The organism is Amycolatopsis orientalis DSM 40040 = KCTC 9412 (assembly GCF_000478275.1).
GTDB lineage: Bacteria > Actinomycetota > Actinomycetes > Mycobacteriales > Pseudonocardiaceae > Amycolatopsis > Amycolatopsis orientalis.
Window position 1 is genome coordinate 33,251 of the sequence record NZ_ASJB01000077.1, and the last position, 19,106, is coordinate 52,356.

The window sequence follows — 19,106 nt, forward strand, 5'->3', positions numbered from 1 at the left end:
CAGGGCCTCCCGGGCCACCGGGACCGCGAGGAACACCGGGGCCTCCCGGGCCCCCGGCCGGGCCGCCCGGACCACTCGGCCTGCCGGGCCTTGGCGGCGGCCCCGGCGGGCGGCCTGGCGGTTGAGACCCCGGGGGGCCAGGCGGACGTGGAGGAGTGGTGACGGACATCCGCGCTTTCTCTTCCCCTCGTGCGTGCTGCGTACCCGGAAAGCCGGTCCCGAGCGACTCGACCCTAGCTGGAGTTGGTAGAAACCCCACACCAGACGGTCCCCGTACGGCTATCCTGCGGAACCGTACCGCGACGGGGAGGACTGTAGGTCGAGAATGCCATCAACGCCGACTACTAAGTCTCAAGTTCAGGCTTATCAGTTCGTTCTGCGCCGGATGCAATCCGCGCTGGTCCGTCGCGACGCCGTCATGCTCCACGACCCGATGCGCACCCACACGCGCGCCACCATCGTGGGCGTCGTGCTGGCCGCGCTGGGCGTCCTGGTCTTCGTGATCTGGGGTCTCCTGAGCCCGAAACCCTCCGTGCCGGACGCGGGCAACATCGTCATCGGCGAACAGTCCGGGACGGTGTACGTCGTGGCGGGGAACCCGAAGAAACTGATTCCGACCTTCAATCTCGCTTCCGCGCGGCTGCTGATCATCGCGCAGTCGAAGCAAGGGGCACAGCAGGCGGGGAACAAGCCTTCCGGGCCCACGCAGGCTTCCGAAGTGAAGAACCCCACAGTCGTTTCCGACGAGCAGCTGAAGAACATTCCCCGCGGTCAGCTCATGGGAATTCCCAACGGCCCGCAGCTGATGCCGACGGAAGGCCAGCGCGTCGCCCCGGACTGGGGTGTGTGCGACGAGGTCATGTACGACCCGACGGTGCCCCGGCCGGACCTCACGAAGACGGAGACGACCGTCTACGCCGGTGTGAAGCAGCTGGGGAACCGTGAGCTGGGCCAGGACGAGGCATTGCTGGCGAAGGGCGCCAACGGCAGGACCTACCTGATCTACCGGCTGGCGGCGAATCCCAACCTCCCGAACGCGAACGCCGTCAAGGCCGAGATCAAGCCCGACGCCAGTGCCGTCCTGTCCGCGTTGAAGCTGCCGGATCAGCCTCGCGGTATCTCCCAGGGCCTTTTGGACGCGATTCCCGAGGTTCCCGAGCTGAAGCTGCCGGACGTCGACGGCAAGGGCGAAACCCCCAACTTCGACATCGACGGCCTCAAGGTCGGGGACGTCTTCTCCACCGAGCAGGCCGGTGGGCAGCTGGACTTCCACCTCATCACGAGGGAAGGCATCCAGGCCGTTTCCCCGGCAGTCGCGGACATCGTGCAGACCGGGAAGAACGACGGCAGCACTTCGGTCATGTCCGTGGCGCTGGGCAAGATCCGCAACGTCACGCGGGTGACCAAGGGGCAGCCGGGCTTCGTCGAGGTCGACGCCTACCCGCAAAGCGTGCCGACGGTGCTCAACGCGACCCAGGGCTCCCGGGTCTCCTGCCTCAGCTGGTCCATCGTCGGTGAAGGCAGCAACCGGGACGGCCACACCGCGGTGTTCGTCGACGACAAGCTGCCGAAGGGCAGGAACGCCGACGGTTCCGCGCCCGGGGTCAAGATCGGTACTCCCGGCCCGGTCGGCGCGCCGATCAACAGCTTCTACATGGAGCCCGGTTTCGCCGCCGTCGTCCAGTCCGCGACCGGCAAGGAGACCTTCGACAAGGGGCCGATCCAGCTGATCTCCGATCGCGGGATCCGCTACGGCGTGCCCGACGCGGTCACGGCGGATTCGATCGGACTCAACAAGCGGGTGCCCGCACCGGAGTCGATCGTCAGGATCCTGCCGGTCGGCGCGTCGCTGAACACGCAGGACGTGCTCCGCACCTTCGACACGGTTCCGATCGACGACAGGGCGGGTTCGGTCGCCACGCAGTCGCAGCAGGCCCCGGCGGGGAACTGAACGCGGGAACCCCTGGGCAGGCGCGCGCGTCTCAACGCCCAAGCACGATCGGGTGAGTGGAGGGTGCAGTGGCCGGCCTGAAGATCGACGGCGCCGCCGTCGGTGACTATGCGAAGCGGGTGGACGCGGCCGCCGGAGAACTCGAGCTGGCGGCCGCCGAGGTGACCGGGGACGGCGTCACCGTCGAGTCCTACGGCACGCTCGGGGAGGAACTCGGGCTCGGCACGTCTTACGGAAGCGCGGCCGAGGCCATCCGGCGTCAACTGGTGGAGGGTGCGGCCGCGCTGAGGTCGGCGTCGGAGGCCCTGCACACGGTGACCGCGCGGCACGCCGGGCACGACGACGAGGCCGCCCAGATGATCAAGCGCGCCGTGGAGCTCTGAGCAGCATGATCGCCGAGTCGGAACACCCGACCGATTCCATCCCGCACCCGATGGCGTCCGCGCGCCCTGCCGTCCCCGAGGCGGCCCCGAGTGCGTTTAGCCCCCTAATCGTGACCGGCTCGGGCGAGGATGACCTGGTCGCGGCCGCGGCGCCGCATCTCGCGTTTCTCACCGAGCTGTCGGGCCATCTGGGGCTGATCGATCCGGTCGAGGCCTACCTGGCCCCGCTCGCGGGGCGCTGGGAGGACTTGAAGGACGAGGCGGACAGGCTTCGGAAGGCGGCGAAGGCCGCGGGCACCGTTTCGAAGGAACTGGCCGAGGACCTCGGCCGCCTCGACGCCGGATGGTCGGGCAAGGACGCCGATGCGTTCGTCGCGTACATCGGCGACATCAAGGTCGCGGGTTCTGACGTCGAGGACGCCCTTACCGCGTTGGCGGGTTCGCTCGACGAGCTGGTGCTGTCGATCCGGCGCATCCTGACCGACCTCGTCGAGGTTCTGGTCGATACGGCCGAGCTGACGTCCGAGACCGCGATGCTGCCGGTCGGCGGTGTGAGGCGGGCGCGAGCCCAGCTGGAGGAGGCGCAGGAGTCGGCCAAGGCGCTCTACGAGGCCGCTCGCGACGTGCTCGAGGGCTTTGTGAGGCTTTGCGACGGCGTCGACGATCCTGATGCGGCTTCGCGAAGCATCGAGATCACTCACCGGTTTCCGCAGGACGAGTTCAAACTGCACGACAATTCCGCGGTGGCCGGGGCGCCGGTGCCGGAGAAGAACGCCGGTGGTCGAGCGGAAGCCGCTGAGCCTGCTTCCGAGGAGCAGTCGACGTCGCCGTCCGCGGCCGATCCCGCCGACGGCCGGAAGACCGGATCGCAGGAACCGCTGATCGAGCAAGGGCAAGCGCCGATCCCGGAGGTCGCGCCCATGCAGGCCGCGCCTGCCGCCGGCCACGCGGGTGCCGGGGCGGGGACCGCGATGATGCCGATGGGGATGGCGCCGATGGGGATGGGCATGGGCGGGGGAGGCGGGACGGCTCACCAGTCGAAGACGCGGCCCGCCTCGAAGCCGTCCGACGTGGTCGGCGAGCCCGGCCAGGTCGTCCCGCCTGTGATCGGCGAGGACGACGCCCCCGCGAAACCGAGCCCGAAGCCGAAGCCCGCCAAGTAGGTGCCCACGGCCGGAGCGACTTTCGCGGGCTAACTGCGACCCGGGGCGGCGGAGCGACATTCGCGGGCTAACCGTGATCCGGGGCGGGCAGGGAAGTGCCCCAGGTCACGGTTAGCCCGCGAAACGCAAGTGCTACGGGGTTTTGCGGCCAGGTGAGGTGGCCGGCCGGTTGCGCCGGACCGAGTGCACCACGAACAGCGTGATGAGCAGCGCCACCAGGCCCCCGCCCGTTCCGGCGAGCGCGACGATCATCGGAGCGGAGTCGCGGTCGTTCGCGGGCGGCAGGTTCGCGGGCAGCTGAACCGGCTTGGCCTTGTCCGCCTCCGACGGCACGATCGCCGTCAGCGCCGCGATCGGGTCGATGACCCCGAAACCGACGAAGTTGTCCCGCCCGCCCGGCGCCGCGGGGTGCTGCGCCGTCGCCTTGATCCGGTTCATCACCTCGCGAGCCGTCAGCCCCGGGAACTTGGCACGCACCAGAGCGGCCACGCCCGCGACGTACGGCGCGGCGAAGCTGGTCCCTTGGATGGCGCCGGGTTCCCCGTTGCCCTCGATGGTCAGGTTGGCCAGGCTGTTCGACCCTTCCGCCGGGTCCAGCGAAATGATCTTGGTGCCCGGAGCGGCGACGCTGACCCACGGCCCGTTGACGCTGAATTCCGCGACACCGCCGGTGTCGTCGATCGCCGCGACGGACAGGACGTCGTCGGCGAACCACGGCGGCGTGACGATCATCTTGGGGGACTTGGGATCCGGCTGATCGTTCTGCGGGCACTTGTCACCGACGTTGCCCGCCGCCGCGACGACGACCACGTTGTGCTCGACGGCGTAGTTCACCGCGGCCTGCAGCTGCTGCTCGCCCTCGGTGATGCCCCCGTCCGCGCGGCGGCAGTTGTCGACGGACATGTTGATCACTTGGGAGCCCTTGTCGACGGCGCGGACCACGGCCTGCGCGAGCGTCTTCAGCGTCCCGGCGGTTTTGCCCTGCTCCTGCTGCCGTCCGCCCTTGTTCTGTCCCGGCGCCGTACCGTCCGCCGCACCGCCGACGGCGCTGTTTCCCTGCGAGGACGGCGGAAGCTGCGATCCCGGGTTGTTGGAAGAGGCCGGAGGTGCCGAGTTCGACGACGAGGGCGGTGGGGGCGGCGGCTCGGCCTTCTTCTCCGTCTCCTCGTAGTTCTGGCTCGACTGCCGGATCGAAAGGATCTTGGCGTCGGGTGCGACCCCGCGGAACCCGATACTCGCGTCGGGTGGGTTCGCGGCGATGATCCCCGCCACTTCGGTGCCGTGGCCGTCGCAGTCCTCGAGCCCCGGTTGTTTGCCGCCGTTGGGATTCGCGACGTAGTCGCCTCCCGATTCGACGCGGCCGTTGAAGTACGGGTGCTGGGTGACGCCGGTGTCGATCACGGCGACCTTGACGTCCTTACCGACCGAACCGGTGGCGCCGCGCATCAGCTGGTGCACCTTTTCGATCTGCAGGTACTCCTGGCCCCACGGGCGGTTCTTGATGTCGACCTGATCGCCGCCGAGCTTGCTGCGCTGCACGCACTGCGTCTTCTGCTCGTAGTTCTTGTCCGGCTTGCCCTCGTCGTTCGGCTTCTTGGACTTGTCCACCGGAGGCGGGGTCGCGTAATAGCCACCGGCGTCCGGCGCGGTGCTGCTTTGCTGCGCCCACGCCGGAAGTGCCACCGAAGCCGGCGAGAGAACACCGATACCGGCCGCGAGGAGCATCGTTCCGGTGCGCCCGGCGAGGCCGAGGTGGCGGACGCGCGTCCCCCTGGACTTCCGCGCTACGGCCATCAGAGCATCATCCGATCGGGTCGTCACTTGAAGTTGAGGTGGCGCAGCGTCGTGTAGAGATCCATGACGCCGAGCGCCAGCGGGAGCACCGTCGCGATGAAGACGGCCTCGAAGATCTCCACGGTCCGCCGCAGCGGCGGCGAGAAACGCTGGTTCGGGAAGATCACGCCGACCACGAGCGCGCCCGCGCCGATCAGCAGCAGCGCGCCGAACACGAACAGAACGCGGTTCAGCGGGCTCGCCGACCACATCCAGCCGAGCAGAATGCCGGCGCCGGACACCATGCCGGTGGTCAGCAGCGCGATGGCCTGCGCGCCGTTCGCGTACGCCCGCGCACGCAGGAGCAGGACCAGCGTGGCGACCACCCCGAGAATCGGGCCGAAGATCGACGACGACGTCGAGGCGATGATCGCGAACAGCGCCGTGGCCGCGCCGCAGCCGGTCAGCAGGCCGGTCATGTACTCGTGGGCGACCGCGGTGCGGCGTTCGATGGCGCGGTAGTCCGGGAAGCCCGAGTCTTCCTTGAGTTCTTCCGCGCTGCCGGGAACGTGCGGCGTCGGCAGGGCGGCGAGTTTGATCGTCGCGCGCGGCAGGATCGAGATGCAGGCCAGGGCGAACGCGGTCGCGCCGGCGGCGATGCCGGGGATCGGGGTGTCGATGAGCGTCGCGGCCAGGAACGTCAGCGCGGAGATCGTGGCCGTCGTCGCGGCGGCGATGAAGGTGGTGATCCCGTGGCCGATGACGAGGATGCAGACCGCCGCCACGATGATCACCATGGTGCTCGCGAGCAGCAGGTTCGCCCACGGGGACAGCCCCGGCACGATGTAGAACCCGCTGACGAAGGCCAGTGGCAGGCCACCGGTCGCGGCGATCAGGACGCCGGTCGCCTCGGCCTTGTAGGCCTTGGCGAGCGTCGCGCCGATCGCGACGCACGCGATCGCGCCGACGCCGCCGGCGATCGCGGCGGCGAGTGCGTTGCCGCCGTAGAACGAGCCGCTGGTGAAGAGGGCGAGGGCCGCGAAGAACAGAGCCAGGCCGCCCGCGATGTGCCCGAAGCGGCGGGCCGTCTCCTTGGTCCAGGGGCGGAAGCTGTCGGGGGAGGACTCCGCGATCGCGTCGACGACGTCGTCGTAGAGCGGCGGGGGCGGGTTCTCGTTGCGCTTGCGCAGCTGCAGCAGTTCGCCGTCGACGACGCCGAGGGACGCGAGGGTCCGGCTCGGGTCGAGCGGTGCGTCGCCCAGCTTCGCCAGCGCCCAGCCGCCGTGGCGGGCGCCGCCGTCCGGCGTCGCCTCCTTCGCCATCTCCAACAGCATGGGCAGCAGGTCCGCCACCGCGACGTCAGCCGGCAAAGCCACGTCGATCCGGGTGCGTGGTGCGACCACCGTCACCCTGCTGAATACCGTCGTGCCCGTTGCCACTGCCTTCCCCCTGCCCTGAGAGTCTGCTCCCGGGGGAACTTATACCGAACCCGGGTGCCCACATCATCGACTGTCGGAAAAAGACCGGCAAAAGTAAGGGAGACGACCCATGCGGTCCTCTCGTCGCGCGCCGGGCACGTCGACTTTCGCGGGCTAACGGCGACGCTTAGCGAGCCTAAGCATCCTGAAGGTCCCGTGGCCGCCGGATCGCGATTAGGGGGCGAAAGTCGACGTGGGTCGGCCGGAGGCCTGCGGGTTCGTTGGGTCTTGTCGGTCCGGAGCCCTACACTCCCCGACATGCGTATGGCCCCGGTCGGGGCCGTTCTCGGCGTTGTCCGGATTTTCCCCGGCCACGTTCGATAGGTTGTCTCGCGCACCAGTACGCGCACCAACGGTGGCCGCCATCGTCGAGTTTGAAGAGGGGTCCTTCGATGAGCACGCTGCAGTTCAAGAAGTCACCGCGGCTGGCGGCGCCGCGCCCGCCGGGTGGCGAGGTGCATCTCGAACCGCCACCGGAGGTGCCGCGCACCATCCCGGGCAACATCGTCATGAAGCTGCTTCCCGCGGTGATGATCGTCGCCTCCCTCGGGATGATGGTCTTCATGTTCACCACGGGTGGACGCAACCCCATGATGATGATGATGGGCGGCATGATGGTGCTGAGCACCGTCGGCATGATGGCCGGTGGTGCGGGCAAGGGCGGCGGCGCCAAAAAGGCCGAGATGGACGAGGACCGCAAGGACTACCTGCGCTACCTCGGCCAGATGCGTGACAGGGCCCGCGAGGCCATGGTCGACCAGCGTGCCGCGCTCGAATGGGTCCACCCCGACCCGCAGACGCTGTGGTCGCTGGCCGCGAGCCGCCGCATGTGGGAACGCCGCCAGAACGACCAGGACTTCCTCCACCTCCGTGTCGGCCGCAGTTCGCACCGTCTCGCGACGCGGCTCGTGCCGCCGCAGACCGGCCCGGTCGACGAGCTGGAACCGATCGCGACGCTGGCCCTGCGCCGGTTCGTCCGCGCGCACTCGATCGTCCCGGACCTCCCGACCCAGATCACCCTCCGCGGGTTCGCGGCGGTCAGCATGCAGGGTGACCGCGGCCTGACCCGCGGCCTCACCCGCGCGATGCTGGCCCAGCTGGTCACCTTCCACAGCCCCGACGACGTCCTCATCGCGATCGCGACGGCGGGCCGCGCCAAGGAGGAGTGGGAGTGGGCGAAGTGGCTGCCGCACGCCCAGCACCCGGCGCTCGCGGACGGCATCGGCCAGCTGCGGATGATGGCGGGCTCCCTCGCGCAGATCGAGCAGTGGCTCGACGAAGAACTCCGTGACCGCCAGCGGTTCTCCCGTAACGCGACGCCCGCCCCGGACCAGCCGCACGTCGTCATCATCATCGACGACGCCGAGGTCACCCGCGAGGAACAGATCATCCTCGAAGAGGGTCTCGTCGGCGTCACCCTCATCGACCTTTCCGACTCCATCGGCAACCTCGCGGCCCGTCGTGGTCTGCGGCTGGTCGTCGAGGAAGACCGCCTCGGCGCGCGCAGCGCGGGCGGCGTCGAGTGGTTCGGCCGTCCGGACACGCTCAGCGTGGTCGAGGCCGAAGCGCTGGCCAGGCTCCTCGCGCCGTACCGCGTCGGCACGGCCGCGCAGGACGCCGCCGAAGAAGAGCCGCTGCTGTCCAACCCCGGTCTGCTCGAACTGCTGGGCATCCCCGGCGACCCGATGACCTTCGACGTCCAGCAGGCCTGGCGGCCGCGCCCGGTGCGGGACCGCTACCGCGTCCCGTTCGGCGTCGGCGAATACGGCCAGCCGGTCGAGCTGGACATCAAGGAAGCCGCGATGGAAGGCATGGGCCCGCACGGCCTGTGCATCGGGGCGACCGGTTCCGGTAAGTCCGAGTTCCTCCGCACCCTGGTGCTGGGCATGCTGGCGACGCATTCGTCGAGCACGCTGAACTTCGTCCTCGTCGACTTCAAGGGTGGTGCGACGTTCCTCGGTCTGGACGCCGCGCCGCACGTTTCCGCGGTCATCACCAACCTCGCGGACGAGGTCACGCTGGTCGACCGGATGAAGGACGCGCTGGCCGGTGAGATGAACCGGCGCCAGGAGGCGCTGAAGAACGGCGGTAACTTCAAGAACGTCTGGGAGTACGAAAAGGCCCGCGAGAACGGCGCCGACCTCGACCCGCTGCCCGCGCTCTTCATCGTCTGTGACGAGTTCTCTGAGCTGCTGGCCGCGAAGCCGGACTTCATCGACCTGTTCGTCGCCATCGGACGGCTGGGCCGGTCGCTGCAGATGCACATGCTCCTCGCGTCGCAGCGGCTGGAAGAGGGCAAGCTGCGCGGTCTCGACTCGCACCTTTCCTACCGCATCGGTCTCAAGACCTTCTCCGCCGCGGAATCCCGCGCCGCGATCGGCGTGCCCGACGCGTTCGAACTGCCGTCCGTCCCCGGTGGCGGTTACCTGAAGTACGACACCTCGACGCTGGTCCGCTTCAAGGCTTCGTACGTCTCGGGCCCGTACCGGCCCGCCGGTATCAAGGCGGCGGGCCCGGTCGCGACCGTGGTCCGCGCGGACAAGCGCCCGCAGCTGTTCGTCCCGGACTTTGTCGAACTGCCGAAGGAACCGGAGCCGCAGCAGATCGAGGCCGCGCCGGTGGAGCAGGCCAAGTCGGAAGAGGCCGTCGAACCCAGCGAGCTCGACGTGATCGTGTCCCGGCTGATCGGCCAGGGCCCGCCGGCACACGAGGTATGGCTGCCGCCGCTCAAGGAACCGAACTCGCTCGACACCCTGCTGCCGAACCTGAACCCCACCGACGACCGAGGGCTTTCCCCGGTCGGGTTCTTCGGCAACGGACGGCTTCAGGTGCCGCTCGGCATCGTCGACCGGCCGTACGAACAGCGCCGTGACCTGCTCTGGGCGGACTTCTCCGGTGGTGCCGGACACGGTGTGATCGTCGGCGGCCCGCAGTCGGGCAAGTCGACCATGCTCCGGACGCTGATCATGTCGATGGCGCTGACCCACACCCCCGAAGAGGCGCAGTTCTACGCGCTCGACCTCGGTGGCGGTACCTTGGCCGGTCTCCAGGGCCTGCCGCACGTCGGTGGCGTCGCCGTCGCCCGGCGCGAGCCGGACAAGGCCCGCCGGATCGTCGCCGAGCTGACCACCCTGCTCACCGAGCGGGAAGGCAAGTTCGGCGCGCTGGGCATCGACTCGATGAACGAGTTCCGCAACCGGAAACGGCGTGGCGAGATCAAGCCCGAAGACGACGCCTTCGGTGACGCCTTCCTGATCGTCGACAACTGGAAGGCCCTGCGGGACGACTTCGACGAGCTGGAGACCTCGATCACCAAGCTCGCCACCCAGGGTCTTTCCTACGGCGTGCACGTCGTCATCGCGGCGAACCGGTGGGCGGACATCCGTCCCGCCATCAAGGACATGATCGGTACCCGGTTCGAGCTCCGCCTCGGTGACCCGAGCGAGTCCGACATCGACCGCCGCGTCGCGGTGAACGTCCCGTCCGGTCGTCCCGGCCGTGGTCTGACCAGGGACAAGCTGCACCTGCTGACCGGTCTTCCGCGGATCGACGGATCGAGCAACCCCGACGACGTCGCCGCCGGTGTCGCCGACGCCGTGGCGAAGATCAAGGGCGCGTGGCGTGGCCGCCCGGCACCGCAGGTCCGCCTGCTGCCCGAGATGGTCACCTACGACGAGGTCCTCAGCATCGACTCCAAGCGCAACACGAAGCTGGTGCCGATCGGTGTCAACGAGGAAGACCTCCAGCCGATCTACCTCGACTTCATGGCCGATTCGCACTTCTACGCGTTCGCGGACGGCGAGTCGGGCAAGACGAACCTGCTGCGGCAGATCACCCGGGGCATCACCGAGCGGTACACGACGCAGGAAGCGGTCATCATCCTCGTCGACTACCGGCGCACGATGCTCGGCTTCATCGGCGGAGACCAGCTGCTCGGCTACGCGGTGTCCGCCGCGCAGCTGGAGAGCATGGTCAAGGACGTCCACGGGTCGATGACCCGGCGGCTCCCCGGTCCGGACGTGACGCAGGAACAGCTGAAGACCCGGTCCTGGTGGACCGGTCCGGAGCTGTTCATCATCGTCGACGACTACGACCTGGTCGCCACGCAGACGAGCAACCCGCTGAAGCCGCTCGCCGAGTTCCTCGCGCAGGCGAAGGACGTCGGTCTGCACATCGTCGTGGTGCGCCGGAGCGGTGGCGCGGCCCGGGCGATGTTCGACCCGATCCTCGGCAAGCTCAGGGAGATCGCGGCGCCCGGTATGGTCATGAACGGCTCGCGGGACGAGGGCAACCTCATCGCCAACGTGAAGCCGAGCCAGATGCCGCCGGGACGGGGAAACCTCGTCACGCGGAAGCACGGCAAGCAGCTCATGCAGGTCTCGTGGATCCAGCCGGACTGACCTCCCGCGGAACCAGGTGAGGTACCGGCTGGGCGTGGGGTGACGACGACGATCTGCGGGAGTGGCTTGTGACAGTGCGGGTAGCGGTGGACTTCGGGACATCGAGCACCTGCGTAGTCGCTTCGATCAACGGCCGTGAGCCGCAGGTCGTCGTGGTGGACGGGCAGCCCCTGATGTCGTCGGCGGTCTACGCCGCGCCGGACGGGACGCTGTTCGTCGGCCAGGAGGCGGAACGGCAGGCGGCGGTGGACCCGTCGCGGTACGAGCCGAATCCGAAGCGCCGGATCGACGAAGGCGACCTGCTGCTGGGCGACAACGTCCTCCGCGTGACAGACGTGGTGCACGCCGTGCTGAAACGCGCGGTGACAGAGGCGCGAAGGCTCGCCGGTGACGCAGAGGTCGAGTTGCTGGTCCTGACCCACCCCGCCGATTGGGGCGCGACCCGGACCCGCCTGCTCCGGCAGGCGGCGGGTCGGCTCGCGCGCCAGGTCGCCCTCGTCCCGGAGCCGGTCGCCGCAGCGGTCTATCACGCGGCGACGTTCGCCCCTGCCGAGCTGAACTCCGAACGCACCGTCGAGTTCAGCGGTCGGCCCGGCGATGCCCTCGCGGTGCTCGACCTCGGTGGCGGCACCGTCGACGTCTCCGTGGTCCAGCGGATGCCCGGCAGCCCGGCGGATCGCAGTTCGCCCGCTAAACGCGCCGGGTTCCAGGTGCTGGCCACCCGAGGGGACCCGAGCTTCGGCGGGGCGGACGTCGACCAGGCGCTCCTGGAGCACGTCGGCTCGCTGGTGTCGTCCGTGGATCCGCCGGAATGGCGGAAACTGGTCGAGGGCCGCGAACTCACCGACCGGCGACGCCGTCGCGTACTGCGGCAGGACGTGCGCGGTGCGAAGGAGACACTCTCGCGGCACGCGTACACCGACGTCCCGATGCCGCCGCCGTTCGCCGACGCCCATGTGACCCGGGAGGATCTCGAACGGCTCATCGCGGGCCCGCTGGGGCGCGCGGTCGAGCTGACGGTCGCCGCGATCGCCGACTCCGGGCTGCGGCCGAAGCAGCTGACGGCGATCTTCCTGGTGGGTGGGTCCAGCCGGATCCCGATGGTGTCGCGGCTCGTGCACGAGCGGACCGGTGTCGTGCCCACCACCCTGGACCAGCCGGAGACCGTGGTCGCCAGGGGCGCCTTGCGCGCCGTGCTGATCGATCCGGACCGGACGGGCTCGCTGGCGGGCTCCGCGGTCTCCCGCGCCGGCGCCGCACCCGCGCCGTCCCCCGCCGACCGCCGCCCCGAGGCCCCGCGCCCCCAGTTCCAGCCCGCCCCACCCCCGCAGGTCGCCTTTAGCCCGCTAAACGCGACGCGGCAGGGGCCGCCGTCCCCGCCGATGGGGCAACAGCAGCTGGGGATGGCGCCGCCGCCGTGGCGGCCGGGTGAGCCCTCCCGCGAGTCCAAAGCGGCCGAGCGGCGCGGGAAGGGCAAGAAGACGCCCTGGATCATCGCCGCGGCCGTGGTCGCCGTGGCCGCTGCCGTCGGAGGCGTCCTTTTCGCGGTCAACAGTGGGGACGACGAACCGGCGGGCAGGCCGCTCGCCCAGTACGACTACCGCTTCATCGCGCCCATGGACTGGACCCAGACCGACGACAGGGTCGCCCAGCGCCAGGTGGTGATCCACCCGAGCGACTCCCTCACCGGGGACGACCTCGTGGTCGCCCAGGAGTACGTGATGAACTACGACGCGACGGCGGACAGACAGAAGCTCGTCGACGAACTCGGCGCGGAAGCGGCGGCCAAGCCGGAGCAATACAGCGGCTTCAACGGTTCCGTGGGGTACGCCGGCAAGACCGTCATCTACTACCGCGAGACCAAACCGAAGGCCCGCGTCGACTGGTACGTCGTCGCTCAGGGAAAGATCCGCGTCCACATCGGCTGCCAGTACGGCACCGGCTCACCGCTCGAACAGCGGGTGAGCGCGGCCTGCGAGCAGGTCGTCAAAACGATGGCGGTCGTCAACTGAAGAAAGGTGGACGACTGATGCCACCCGAACCCGAGACAGCCACCGAGCATTTCGCGCGCACAGGACGCGACGCGGTCACTTACGCCCGCCAGGTCGCCCGCACGGCGAAGGCGCGGTACGAACGCCGGCGGGGCGAGAACGCCGAACTGGCGAAGCAATTCGGCAGAGGACGGCTCGCGGGCGGGGAGACCGCCCCGACCCCCAGCGTCGTCCGGAACGCCGCGAAACGGTTCCGCGCGGGCGCCGGTCTCCCGGTTCCCGCTTTGCCCTCAGCGGCAGAGTTGGTTCCCCTTCGGCCAGAACCGGCGTCCCGACGGCCACGTGTGAGTGACGGCGACGAGGACTTTTCGCAGTCGCGAATCATGATCCGCGGTGAATGATCGAACGCTGTGCACTTGCGAAATCCCGTGGTGAAAGGCCATTTCTTCACTCGATTCGCGACAGGTGCGCGCGTGCTCGGAGCCCGGTTCCCCCGGCGAGCGTTCACGCAAGCAACTACTTGAAACCAAACAGCGACAAGGGGGAACCAGACATGGCAGGGTCTTCGTCGTAGGTCCGTACGAAACGAACTCACCGAGTACGGATAACCACGAACGAAGGGGGTAGCTCCCATGGCTGGCGGTTTTCAGGGGAATGTCGAGCAGTTCACCCAGGCTGAGAAGCGGGTGACTGAGGTCCGCGTCTCGATGGACCAGAACTTGGGCACGCTCCGCAGCAACATCGAAGCCACCCAGGCCGGCTGGACCGGCGACGCGGCGATCGCGTTCAACAACGTGATGAAGCGCTTCGACGAAGCGGGCCGGGGGCTGAACCAGGCCCTCCAGAACATCGGCGAACTGCTCGAGCAGGCCGGTTCCAAGTACAACGCTTCCGAGCAGCAGCAGCAGGAACTCATCAAGTCGGTCAACGCCGGCTTCGGCGTCCTCGGCTGATCTCGGCTCCCCGCACCATCCACAGACTTTCTTAACCACTGGAGGAAAACATGTCCGAGATGAAGGTCGATTACGCCACGATCCACACGGCGGCCGAAGACTGCAAGAAGACCGGAGGGGAGCTCGAGTCGCTGTTCGGTCAGCTGAAGAGCGACCTCGCTCCGCTGGTCAACACCTGGCAGGGTGACGCGCAGACCGCGTACCTGGCCGCGCAGCAGGAGTGGGACAACAAGTTCGAGGAGCTCAAGCAGCTCCTCGCGCAGGTTGCCGGCGTTCTGCCGCAGCTGGCCGACGGCTACCAGGCCACGGAGCAGGGCGTCACCGGCCTGTTCTGAGTCTCACGCTCCGAACGAGCAACGGCGGGCAGGCATCTTCGGATGCCGAGCCCGCCGTTTCGTTTGTGGGAAAGAGAAAAGCCGCGACGGACGAGTTCCGTCGCGGCTTTCCGCGTATTCGGGCGAAGGTCAGTGCGGCGCGCCGACCTCGAATTCCGGCGTGGTGTTCAGCACCCGGACGGTGACCTTCTTCTGCTGCCCCGAAAGGTCGATGGAACAGTCGAAGGTGGTGCCGTTCTCCACCGGTTGGCCGGAAGGACACGCCACGTTCTTCACGTCCGGTTCCCCGTAATGCTCGTTGAGCACGCGGACGACGCCGTCCTGGACCGACTTCTGATCGAGACTGTCGCCGGCGAACGCGCCGAGCAGCCAGGCGCCGACACCGCCCGCGACCACGACGGCCGCGGCGATCCCGCCGATCAGCAACGTCTTCTTCGAAACCTTCGGCTTCTTTTGCGACTCACCGAAGGCACCGAGTCCGCCGTATTGCGACGAGGGCGCGGGCTGGAACCCGCCGCCGTACTGGCCCTGCGGGGGAGTGCCCGGAATCTGTTGCTGCGCCTGCCAATCCTGCTGCGGCGCGGGCGGCTGCTGCGGTTGCGGCTGCCACGCGGTGCCCGGCGCGGGGGCGCCGGTTTGCTGCCAGGGCCCGGAAAACGAGCCGGTGACGCCGGGCTGGCCGGGCTGCTGCCACTGTCCGGTGTAGGAGCCGGTGGTCGCGGCGTTCGCGTCGTTCTGCTGCCACTGCCCGGAATGCGGTCCGGTGGCCTGTCCTTCCTGCTGCCAGCCCTGCTGCTGGTTCGCGGGATTCGCCGGTGGCTGCCACCACTGCTGCGGCTGGTGCGGCTGCTGTTCGGGCGGCTGGCTCATCGGTGGTCACCTCGGTGCGTCGGGAACTTCACAGCGTCGGGACGAAGGCGTTCGGTCATGCGTCAGACGCCTTTCAGCTCGGCGAACCGGCGATTGAAGTCGTCCTTCGCCGCCTTGTCCGGCAGCACGGTGATCTGCGAGGCGTCCGGGAGCTTCGGCAGGTCCTGCGCGGTGGCCTTGCCGGTGAAGCGGAAGTCGTAGCGCAGTTCGATCTTGTGGCCGCCGCCTTCGATCTTGGCCTCCATCACGATCTGGTTCAGCGTCCCGTCCGCGTTGAGGGAGACCGTGGTCCGGACCGGCGCCTTCTTCATCTCGTCCGTGATGGCCCCGCTGATCGAGGCGGGCAGGACCTCCACCCGCCGCTCGATGAACTTCCCGAACGGGACGTCGGCGGCCAGCTCGATCCGCTTCTCCGGAAGGCTTTTGGCGCCCTTCACGACCTTCCTGTCCGCGTTGTAGGCCACGGCGATGGCGTCGGCCATCTTGCAGGCGGTGATGATCCCGCTCCACGCGCACGGAATGGTCAGCCCGGCCTCGGACTTCGGCATCGAGACCCAGGGCGTCGGGGCGAGACTCTTGTAGGCGGGTCCGAGATAGGCGTATTCGACGGCCCCTTCGGCCGGGGTGTACCAGTCGACGCTGTCGTCCGGGTTCTTCTGCGAGCGGTGACGGCTGACCCGGCCTTCCGGGGAACCGGTGCGCGCCGAGGAGATCGTGCTGCGGATGTACTTCTCGTCGAAGCGGAAATAGGCGCCCGATTCGCTGGTGACGTCGCGCTGGTCGCCGATGGTTTCCTGCAGCTTGTTCATCGCCGTCTCGAACTTCGTGCCGACGTAGGTCGCCGCGTCGTCGCCCTTCGGCACGGCGGTGCCCGCACGTCCCTGGCCGCAGGCGGTGGTGAGCGCCAGCACGGCACCCAGCACGCACAAGATGATCGTTGGCCGTTTGTTCATCGCCGTTCCCCTGAATCGAGTCCCCGCGCGCGGTGCGCGTCCGGATCGTCTCATCCTCTCCCGCCGAAGGTGATGCCGTGGGCGGTTCCGCCACACCGGCGGGGTACGATTGCCGGGCGCCCGCCGGGCGCCGGTCCTAGTATGGGACCCCGGACCGACCCCCGCTTCGCAGTAGGGTCGGGCGTGGGGGTATCTTCATATGTCGTTGTGCGCTGCGGCGCGTAAGCGCTAGGCCCGCACAGAACCCACACGCAATGTTGACGACGAGGTAGACCCTTGCCCACGTACAGCCCCAAGCCCGGCGACGTCACTCGTGCCTGGCACGTGATCGACGCCGAGGATGTCGTGCTCGGCCGGCTCGCGACCGAGGTCGCCACGCTGCTGCGCGGCAAGCACAAGCCGACCTACGCCCCGCACGTGGACACCGGTGACTTCGTCATCATCGTCAACGCCGAGAAGGTCGCGCTCACCGGTAACAAGCGCGAGCAGAAGTTCGCGTACCGGCACAGCGGTTACCCCGGTGGTCTGCGCAAGCGCTCCTTCGGCGAGCTGCTCGACACCAAGCCCGAGCACCTGCTCGAGAAGGTCGTCAAGGGCATGCTCCCGAAGAACAAGCTCGGCCGCGCTCAGGCGAAGAAGCTCAAGGTCTACGCCGGCCCCGGGCACCCGCACGCCGCGCAGCAGCCGCAGGCGCGCGAGATCACCAAGATCGCGCAGGTCGCGCAGTGAGTGAGGAACAGTCTGTGACCAGCACCGAGGAGACCGCGACCGAAGCCGTCGAGGCCGTCGCGACCACGGAGACCCCCGCTGTCGGCGACGCCGTCGCCACCAGCGAGACCCCGGCCGCCGCGCGCCCGTCGCGTGCCGCCGGTGGCAACGCCCAGACCGTCGGCCGCCGCAAGGAGGCCGTCGTCCGGGTGCGCGTCGTTCCCGGTACCGGTGAGTTCAAGCTCAACGGCCGCACGCTCGAGGAGTACTTCCCGAACAAGGTGCACCAGCAGCTCATCCGTGAGCCGCTGGTGACGGTCGACAAGCCCGACTCGTTCGACATCTTCGCCAACCTGCACGGTGGCGGGATCTCGGGCCAGGCCGGTGCGCTCCGTCTCGCGATCGCCCGTGCGCTCGTCGAGGTCGACGCCGACGACCGCCCGGCCCTGAAGAAGGCCGGCTTCCTGACCCGTGACGCCCGCGCCACGGAGCGGAAGAAGTACGGCCTCAAGAAGGCCCGTAAGGCTCCGCAGTACAGCAAGCGCTGATCGCGCCTCTGGCGCAACCCGCGGAAGCGCCCATCCGTCTCTCGGATGGGCGCTTCCGTGTTTCCAGGGTCCTGTCCTACCCGCGGACCCCTTTGTCACAGCAGTCCCGCGTGCCCCACCCGTTCGACTTTCGCGGGCTAACCGCGCTCCGCGCGTCGCGATTAGCCCGCGAAAGTCGACATCGGGGGTGCGGGCAGGCGGGGCTGGGCACTCGCTAGGTTGTCGTGGTGGTTTTTCAAGGAGGTCGACAGATGGCACGTCTATTCGGTACCGACGGCGTACGTGGCCTCGCCAATGAGGAGCTGACCCCGGAGCTGGCGCTTTCGCTCGCCGCCAGCGCGGCCCGCGTCCTCGCCGCGCACGACCGTTCGCACCGCCCGGTCGCGGTCGTCGGCCGTGACCCGCGTGCCAGCGGCGAGATGCTCGAGGCCGCCGTCGTGGCGGGCCTCACCTCCGCCGGTGCCGACGTGCTCCGCCTCGGCGTCCTCCCGACGCCCGCCGTCGCCTACCTCGTCGGCTCGCTCGAAGCGGACCTCGGCGTGATGATCTCCGCCTCCCACAACCCGATGCCCGACAACGGCATCAAGCTGTTCGCGGCAGGCGGCCACAAGCTTCCCGACGGGATCGAGGACGAGATCGAGGCCGGTCTCGCCGCCCCCGTCACCCGCCCCACCGGCATCGGCGTCGGCCGCGTCAAGGACGTCCCCGACGCGGGTGAGCGCTACATCCAGCACCTGCTGTCGGCCACCCCGCACCCCCTCGCGGGCCTGCGCGTCGTCGTCGACTGCGCCAACGGCGCGTCGTCCTTCGCCGCCCCCGAGGTCTACCGCAAGGCCGGCGCCGAGGTCATCGCGATCCACGCCGACCCGGACGGCGTGAACATCAACGAGCACTGTGGTTCGAATCACCCCGACGCGTTGCGCGCGGCCGTCGTCGAGCACGGTGCCGACCTCGGGATCGCCCACGACGGTGACGCCGACCGCTGTGTCGCCGTCGACGCCGCGGGCGAGCTCATCGACGGCGACCAGATCATGGCCGTCCTCGCACTCGCCCTCGCCGAGACCGGCGAGCTGACCAAGAACACCCTGGTCGCGACCGTGATGAGCAACCTCGGTCTGCACCTGGCGATGCGCGCGCACGACATCAACCTCGTCACCACCGCCGTCGGCGACCGCTACGTCCTCGAGGAGCTCCGCGCGAGCGGGTTCGCGCTCGGTGGCGAGCAGTCGGGCCACGTCGTCCTCCCGGCCTACGCCACCACCGGCGACGGCCTGCTCACCGCGCTGCGGGTGATGAGCCGCATGGCCTCCACCGGCAAGTCGCTCGCCGAGCTCGCCGGCGTCATGAACCGCCTGCCGCAGGTGCTGGTGAACGTCCCCGTGGCGGACAAGGCCGCGGTCGCCGTCTCGGAGGCCGTCCGTGACGCCGTCGGTGCCGTCGAGGCCGAACTCGGCGAAGAGGGCCGCGTCCTGCTGCGCCCGTCGGGCACCGAACAGCTGGTCCGCGTCATGGTCGAGGCTCCCGCGCACGACACCGCACAGGCGGCCGCCGACAGGCTCGCCGGCGTCGTCTCCTCGGCCTCGTAAGCCCCCTCACGATC

The 19,106-nt window shown here is 69.1% G+C and carries 14 protein-coding genes; 10 read left to right on the forward strand and 4 right to left on the reverse strand.

Features of this window, described 5'->3' with window-relative positions; genetic code table 11:
• Positions 1-325 precede the first annotated feature (325 nt).
• From eccB to L324_RS27280, 3 genes are read left to right on the forward strand one after another with little or no spacing between them, the layout of a single operon-like run.
• Entirely contained in the window at positions 326-1,951 is a 1,626-nt protein-coding gene (gene eccB / locus L324_RS27270; RefSeq protein ID WP_081736489.1) for a type VII secretion protein EccB, read from the forward strand.
• 56 nt (positions 1,952-2,007) lie between these two features.
• Positions 2,008-2,334 carry a hypothetical protein gene (locus L324_RS27275; RefSeq protein WP_235783667.1) on the forward strand — a complete coding sequence of 109 codons (327 nt, stop codon included), beginning with the start codon at positions 2,008-2,010 and terminating at the stop codon, positions 2,332-2,334.
• 5 nt (positions 2,335-2,339) lie between these two features.
• Positions 2,340-3,497, forward strand: coding sequence for a WXG100 family type VII secretion target (locus L324_RS27280; protein ID WP_037314721.1), 1,158 nt, complete (start codon positions 2,340-2,342; stop codon positions 3,495-3,497).
• Positions 3,498-3,629: 132 nt separating this feature from the next.
• Here L324_RS27280 and L324_RS27285 read toward each other — a convergent pair whose 3' ends face one another.
• Both L324_RS27285 and eccD read right to left on the reverse strand, forming a co-directional pair.
• On the reverse strand, positions 3,630-5,291 hold the full coding sequence (locus L324_RS27285; protein WP_037314724.1) for a S8 family serine peptidase: 1,662 nt from the start codon (positions 5,289-5,291) through the stop codon (positions 3,630-3,632).
• 23 nt (positions 5,292-5,314) lie between these two features.
• On the reverse strand, positions 5,315-6,679 hold the full coding sequence (gene eccD, locus L324_RS27290) for a type VII secretion integral membrane protein EccD (RefSeq protein WP_081736490.1): 1,365 nt from the start codon (positions 6,677-6,679) through the stop codon (positions 5,315-5,317).
• Between the two features lie 461 nt (positions 6,680-7,140).
• Between eccD and L324_RS27295 the strand changes: the two genes are divergently transcribed.
• The 4 genes from L324_RS27295 (at position 7,141) to L324_RS27315 (ending at position 14,427) form a co-directional block, all read left to right on the forward strand.
• On the forward strand, positions 7,141-11,148 hold the full coding sequence (locus tag L324_RS27295; protein WP_037314730.1) for a type VII secretion protein EccC: 4,008 nt from the start codon (positions 7,141-7,143) through the stop codon (positions 11,146-11,148).
• A gap of 68 nt (positions 11,149-11,216) precedes the next feature.
• Positions 11,217-13,160: a type VII secretion-associated protein gene (locus L324_RS27300; RefSeq protein WP_037314732.1), complete on the forward strand. Its 1,944-nt coding sequence runs from the start codon at positions 11,217-11,219 to the stop codon at positions 13,158-13,160.
• 611 nt (positions 13,161-13,771) lie between these two features.
• On the forward strand, positions 13,772-14,092 hold the full coding sequence (locus L324_RS27310) for a WXG100 family type VII secretion target (protein ID WP_037314738.1): 321 nt from the start codon (positions 13,772-13,774) through the stop codon (positions 14,090-14,092).
• 50 nt (positions 14,093-14,142) lie between these two features.
• Positions 14,143-14,427, forward strand: a complete 285-nt coding sequence (locus L324_RS27315; RefSeq protein ID WP_037314741.1) for a WXG100 family type VII secretion target — start codon at positions 14,143-14,145, stop codon at positions 14,425-14,427.
• Positions 14,428-14,556: 129 nt separating this feature from the next.
• Here L324_RS27315 and L324_RS27320 read toward each other — a convergent pair whose 3' ends face one another.
• Together L324_RS27320 and L324_RS27325 are read right to left on the reverse strand one after the other, a co-directional pair.
• Positions 14,557-15,297, reverse strand: a complete 741-nt coding sequence (locus tag L324_RS27320) for a DUF4333 domain-containing protein (RefSeq protein WP_037314744.1) — start codon at positions 15,295-15,297, stop codon at positions 14,557-14,559.
• 62 nt (positions 15,298-15,359) lie between these two features.
• Positions 15,360-16,250, reverse strand: coding sequence for a hypothetical protein (locus L324_RS27325; RefSeq protein WP_037314747.1), 891 nt, complete (start codon positions 16,248-16,250; stop codon positions 15,360-15,362).
• 276 nt (positions 16,251-16,526) lie between these two features.
• Between L324_RS27325 and rplM the strand changes: the two genes are divergently transcribed.
• The 3 genes from rplM to glmM all read left to right on the forward strand — a co-directional run bounded on the left by rplM (position 16,527) and on the right by glmM (position 19,092).
• Positions 16,527-16,979: a 50S ribosomal protein L13 gene (gene rplM, locus L324_RS27330; RefSeq protein WP_037314750.1), complete on the forward strand. Its 453-nt coding sequence runs from the start codon at positions 16,527-16,529 to the stop codon at positions 16,977-16,979.
• Between the two features lie 14 nt (positions 16,980-16,993).
• A complete protein-coding gene (gene rpsI / locus L324_RS27335) occupies positions 16,994-17,506 on the forward strand; it encodes a 30S ribosomal protein S9 (protein ID WP_037314753.1) in 513 nt (170 codons plus the stop codon).
• A gap of 251 nt (positions 17,507-17,757) precedes the next feature.
• Complete coding sequence (gene glmM / locus L324_RS27340; RefSeq protein WP_037314756.1) at positions 17,758-19,092, forward strand: phosphoglucosamine mutase; 1,335 nt, start codon at positions 17,758-17,760, stop codon at positions 19,090-19,092.
• The last annotated feature ends 14 nt before the right edge of the window (positions 19,093-19,106 follow it).

Bases quoted from the DNA above. Each gene is read 5' to 3' on its own strand.
- eccB (WP_081736489.1), top strand. From the start codon at position 326: ATGCCATCAACGCCGACTACTAAGTCTCAAGTTCAGGCTTATCAGTTC.
- L324_RS27280 (WP_037314721.1), top strand. From the start codon at position 2,340: ATGATCGCCGAGTCGGAACACCCGACCGATTCCATCCCGCACCCGATG.
- L324_RS27285 (WP_037314724.1), bottom strand. From the start codon at position 5,291: ATGGCCGTAGCGCGGAAGTCCAGGGGGACGCGCGTCCGCCACCTCGGC.
- L324_RS27295 (WP_037314730.1), top strand. From the start codon at position 7,141: ATGAGCACGCTGCAGTTCAAGAAGTCACCGCGGCTGGCGGCGCCGCGC.
- L324_RS27310 (WP_037314738.1), top strand. From the start codon at position 13,772: ATGGCTGGCGGTTTTCAGGGGAATGTCGAGCAGTTCACCCAGGCTGAG.
- L324_RS27315 (WP_037314741.1), top strand. From the start codon at position 14,143: ATGTCCGAGATGAAGGTCGATTACGCCACGATCCACACGGCGGCCGAA.
- L324_RS27320 (WP_037314744.1), bottom strand. From the start codon at position 15,297: ATGAGCCAGCCGCCCGAACAGCAGCCGCACCAGCCGCAGCAGTGGTGG.
- L324_RS27325 (WP_037314747.1), bottom strand. From the start codon at position 16,250: ATGAACAAACGGCCAACGATCATCTTGTGCGTGCTGGGTGCCGTGCTG.
- glmM (WP_037314756.1), top strand. From the start codon at position 17,758: ATGGCACGTCTATTCGGTACCGACGGCGTACGTGGCCTCGCCAATGAG.